Here is a 4,986-nt window from a genome sequence, read left to right as displayed (position 1 = left end):
TGTATAAGAGCCAGCCCCAGTGCCCGCCGCCCGCGCGGGCCTGTGTGGGGCTGCTGACGCCGGGGCGGCAGGAGGAGTGGATCGCGACGGCGGCCCGCCGGGGCAGCCGGGTCTTCGCCGACGTCGGCTGGGACGAGACCGGCCGCTGGGACCCGGCGGACCTCGCCGACCTGGAGCACTGCGAGGCCTTCCTGCCCAACGCCGAGGAGGCCATGCGCTACACCCGCACCGACTGCCCCCGCGCCGCCGCCCGCGCGCTCACGGACAAGGTGCCGCTGGCCGTCGTCACGATGGGGGAGCGGGGCGCGTACGCGGTGGACGGGCGCACCGGCGAGAGCGCCGAGGTGCCGGGGATCGTCGTCGAGGCGCTCGACCCGACCGGCGCGGGGGACGTCTTCGTGGCCGGCTTCGTCACCGGCACCCTCGCCGAGTGGCCGCTGGCCGACCGGCTGGCCTTCGCGGGGCTGACGGCCGCCCTGTCGGTCCAGGAGTTCGGGGGGTCGCTGTCGGCGCCCGGCTGGGTGGAGATCGCCGCGTGGTGGCAGCACGTCCGGTCCTTCGACGACCAGTCCCCGGCCACACTGCGCCGCTACGCCTTCCTCGACGCGATCCTCCCCGAGGCCATCAGCCCCTGGCCGCTGCGCCGGGCCCTGCCGACGCTGGGCTTCCGCAGGCCGTCGTAGGACGTCGTGGGCCGTCGTGGGGCGGGTGTCCCGAGGGCCCGGGGAAAAGGCCTCGGGATTGCCGGGGCACGCGTCGTACCCTGGTATTCCAAGGTTGTTCGGACATGACAACGGCAGGAAGAGGTGATGAGCAGGCCTTCAGTGCCGGCCCATGACTCAGACACCCACACGACCGCAGGCGACGGCGCGGTTCACGGTCCCGGCGAAGCACCCGATGGTGACGATCCTGGGCTCCGGGGACAAGCTCCTGCGGGTGATCGAGAAGGCGTTCCCGGCCACCGACATCCATGTCCGGGGCAATGAGGTGAGCGCCACGGGGGACGATCGCGAAGTCGCCCTCGTACAGCGCCTGTTCGACGAGATGATGCTGGTGCTCCGCACCGGGCAGCCGATGACGGAGGACGCGGTGGAACGCTCGATCGCCATGCTGCGGGGCGAGGAGGGCGAGGGCGAGACCCCCGCCGAGGTCCTCACCCAGAACATTCTCTCCAGCCGCGGCCGCACCATCCGCCCCAAGACGCTCAACCAGAAGCGCTACGTCGACGCGATCGACAAGCACACGGTCGTCTTCGGCATCGGCCCCGCCGGTACCGGAAAGACCTATCTGGCCATGGCCAAGGCGGTCCAGGCCCTCCAGTCCAAGCAGGTCAACCGGATCATCCTGACCCGGCCGGCCGTCGAGGCGGGCGAGCGGCTGGGCTTCCTGCCCGGCACGCTCTACGAGAAGATCGACCCCTATCTGCGGCCGCTCTACGACGCCCTCCACGACATGATCGACCCCGACTCCATCCCGCGCCTGATGGCCGCCGGGACGATCGAGGTCGCCCCGCTGGCGTACATGCGAGGCCGTGCGCAGCCAGTCTTCACGAACGTCCTGACCCCGGACGGCTGGCGCCCCATCGGCGACCTCCGGGTCGGTGACCTGGTCATCGGCTCGAACGGCGAGCCGACCCCGGTCCTGGGCGTGTACCCGCAGGGTGAGAAGGACATCTACCGCGTCACCGCGCAGGACGGCTCCTGGACCCTGTGCTGCGGCGAGCACCTGTGGACGGTCCGTACCGCCTCGGACAAGCGCCGCGACAAGCCGTGGCGGGTCCTGGAGACCAAGGAGATGATCGGCAACCTGCGTGCCGCGCATGCCCGCCGGTACGAGCTGCCGCTGCTCACGGCACCCGTCCGCTTCCCTGAGCGCGCGGTTCCCATGGATCCGTACGCCCTGGGCCTGCTGCTCGGTGACGGGTGCCTCACAGGCAGCACGACACCCTCGTTCTCCACAGAGGACCCGGAGCTCGCCGCTGCCCTGGAAGCGGCTCTGACAGACGTCGAGGTGCGCCGGAAGAGTCGGGTCGACTACACCCTGAATCGGGTGAAGGCGCCGGGCGATGTGGTCACTCTGGAGAACCCTGTCACTCGAACGCTGCGTGTCCTGGATCTGCTCGGCACCCGGTCGCACTCGAAGTTCGTTCCGGACGACTACCTCCACAATTCCGCCGAGGTTCGCCTGGCCGTCCTCCAGGGCCTGCTGGACGCCGACGGCGGGCCGGTCGTCCAAGCCGGTCGTACGTGCCGTATCCAGTACACGACCACGTCGATCCTGCTGAGGGATGATGTGATCTCACTGGTGCGGTCACTGGGCGGTGTCGCGTACACCCGCCGCCGCGCGGCTGAGGGCCGGACACCGGGGATGGCGAAGGGCCGGGAGGTCACTCACCGCCATGACGCCCACATCGTCGACATCCGGCTTCCGGAGGGCATCGAGCCCTTCCGTCTCTCCCGCAAGCTGGAGACCTACCGGGCCGCCGGGGGTGGAGGCAGCCCGATGCGTTTCGTCGACAGCATCGAGCCTGCAGGCCGCGAGGAGGCCGTCTGTATCCAGGTCGCGGCGGAGGATTCGTTGTACGTCACCCAGGACTATCTGCTGACGCACAACACGCTCAACGACGCGTTCATCATCCTCGACGAGGCGCAGAACACGAGCCCCGAACAGATGAAGATGTTCCTCACCCGGCTCGGCTTCGATTCCAAGATCGTGATCACGGGTGATGTCACCCAGATCGACCTGCCCGGCGGCACCAAGAGCGGTCTGCGGCAGGTGCAGGAGATCCTGGAGGGCGTCACCGACGTCCATTTCTCGTACCTCACCAGCAGGGACGTCGTCCGGCACAAGCTGGTCGGCCGTATTGTCGACGCGTACGAGCAGTACGACAGCCGCAACGGAAAGTAAGCCCCGGTAACAGCATGTCTATCGACGTCAACAACGAATCCGGCACGGAGGTCGACGAGCAGGCGATCCTGGACGTCGCCCGCTACGCCCTCACCCGGATGCGTATCCACCCGCTCTCCGAACTCTCGGTCATCGTTGTCGACGCCGATGCGATGGAGCAGCTCCACATCCAGTGGATGGACCTCCCCGGCCCCACCGATGTGATGTCCTTCCCCATGGACGAGCTGCGCCCGCCGGCCAAGGACGACGACGAGCCGCCGCAGGGTCTCCTCGGCGACATCGTCCTCTGCCCGGAGGTCGCGAAGAAGCAGGGCGAGGAGGCCCCGACCGGGCACTCCATGGACGAGGAGCTCCAGCTCCTGACCGTCCACGGCGTGCTCCACCTCCTCGGCTACGACCACGAGGAGCCCGACGAGAAGGCCGAGATGTTCGGCCTCCAGGCGGCGATCATCGACGGCTGGCGCGCCGAGCGCGGCATCGAAGGGCCCTCCCCGGCTCCCACGTTCACGTGACCGGCCAGCTGATCGCCGCCGCGGTCCTGCTGCTCGTCGTCGCCTGGCTCGCCGCCTGCGCCGAGGCCGGCCTCGCCCGGACCACCCGGTTCCGGGCCGAGGAGGCCGCCCGGGCCGGGCGGCGGGGCAGCGCGCGGCTGATGGCCGTCGCGGCCGACCCCACCCGCTATCTGAACGTCGCGCTGCTGGTGCGCGTCGCCTGCGAGATGGCGGCGGGGGTCTTCGTCACCTATGTCTGCCTGGAGTCCTTCGACGCCACCTGGGAGGCGCTGACCGTCGCCATCGCGGTGATGGTCCTCGTCTCGTACGTGGCCGTCGGCGTCTCCCCGCGCACCATCGGCCGCCAGCACCCGCTGGGCACCGCCACGGCCGCGGCGTACGTGCTGCTGCCGCTCGCCCGGATCATGGGGCCCGTGCCCCGGCTGCTGATCCTCATCGGCAACGCCCTCACCCCCGGCAAGGGCTTCCGCATGGGCCCCTTCGCCTCGGAGGCGGAGCTGCGGGCGATGGTCGACCTGGCGGAGCAGGAGTCGCTGATCGAGGACGAGGAGCGCCGCATGGTGCACTCCGTCTTCGAGCTCGGCGACACTCTCGTCCGCGAGGTCATGGTGCCGCGCACGGACCTGATCGTCATAGAGCGCGGCAAGACCATCCGCCAGGCGCTCACCCTCGCGCTGCGCTCCGGCTTCTCCCGGATCCCGGTGACGGGGGAGAACGAGGACGACGTGGTGGGCATCGTCTACCTCAAGGACCTCGTCCGCAAGACGCACATCAACCGTGACGCGGAGAGCGAGCTCGTCTCCACCGCGATGCGGCCGGCGGTCTTCGTCCCGGACACCAAGAACGCGGGCGACCTGCTGCGCGAGATGCAGCAGCAGCGCAACCACTGCGCGGTCGTCATCGACGAGTACGGCGGCACCGCCGGCATCGTCACCATCGAGGACATCCTGGAAGAGATCGTCGGCGAGATCACCGACGAGTACGACCGGGAGCTGCCGCCCGTCGAGGAGCTCGGCGACGACCGCTACCGGGTCACGGCCCGGCTCGACATCGGCGACCTCGGCGAGCTCTACGGCCTCGACGAGTTCGACGACGAGGACGTCGAGACGGTCGGCGGACTGCTGGCCAAGTCGCTGGGCCGGGTGCCGATCGCCGGCGCGACGGCGGAGGTCCCGCTCTTCGAGCACGTCTCCGAACACGGCAAGGACCCCACGCTCACCGCTCTGCGGCTCACCGCGGAGGCCGCAGCGGGGCGGCGCAACCGCATCGTCACGGTGCTCGTGGAGCCGGTGCGGGGCCTCTTCCAGGAGGACTGAGCGGGGGAATCGTCCCGTTCGGGGGAATCCTCCCGCGAGGGGGAGGGAACGGTCCTGGAATGGCGGTTCTCAGAACTCTCGCGCGGCCGCTGCTGGCGTCGGCGTTCATCAGCGCCGGCGTCCAGACCGTCCGCCGCCCGGAACTCCTCGCGCCGGTCGCGGCGCCCGTCGCGCTCGCCATCGCGGACTGGATCCCGGTCCTGCCGCGCGACGCGCGGGCGCTCGTGCGGCTGAACGGGGCGGTGCACCTG

Annotated in this window: 4 protein-coding genes and 1 pseudogene; all 5 read left to right on the top strand. The window is 70.1% G+C overall.

What is annotated here, in order from left to right; translation table 11 throughout:
- A partial coding sequence (locus K6I33_RS31755; protein WP_229358008.1) for a carbohydrate kinase family protein occupies positions 1–683 on the top strand: 683 nt, incomplete at its 5' end.
- A 151-nt stretch (positions 684–834) separates the two neighbouring features.
- Entirely contained in the window at positions 835–2,907 is a 2,073-nt protein-coding gene (locus tag K6I33_RS31750; protein WP_229358007.1) for a PhoH family protein, read from the top strand.
- 14 nt (positions 2,908–2,921) lie between these two features.
- Entirely contained in the window at positions 2,922–3,419 is a 498-nt protein-coding gene (gene ybeY, locus K6I33_RS31745; RefSeq protein ID WP_229358006.1) for an rRNA maturation RNase YbeY, read from the top strand.
- The gene (locus K6I33_RS31740) at positions 3,416–4,735 is read left to right on the top strand and encodes a hemolysin family protein (protein WP_229358005.1); all 1,320 of its coding nucleotides are present in this window, start codon (positions 3,416–3,418) and stop codon (positions 4,733–4,735) included. Before ybeY ends, K6I33_RS31740 begins: the two co-directional genes overlap by 4 nt.
- A 59-nt stretch (positions 4,736–4,794) precedes the next feature.
- A pseudogene (locus tag K6I33_RS31735) lies at positions 4,795–4,986 on the top strand (DoxX family protein); the annotation flags it as partial.

Origin of the sequence: Streptomyces sp. UNOB3_S3 (genome assembly GCF_020740895.1) — a bacterium.
In the GTDB taxonomy this organism is placed as follows: domain Bacteria; phylum Actinomycetota; class Actinomycetes; order Streptomycetales; family Streptomycetaceae; genus Streptomyces.
Note: the sequence above shows the minus strand (reverse complement) of the source record. Positions and strands in the feature narration are given on the sequence as shown.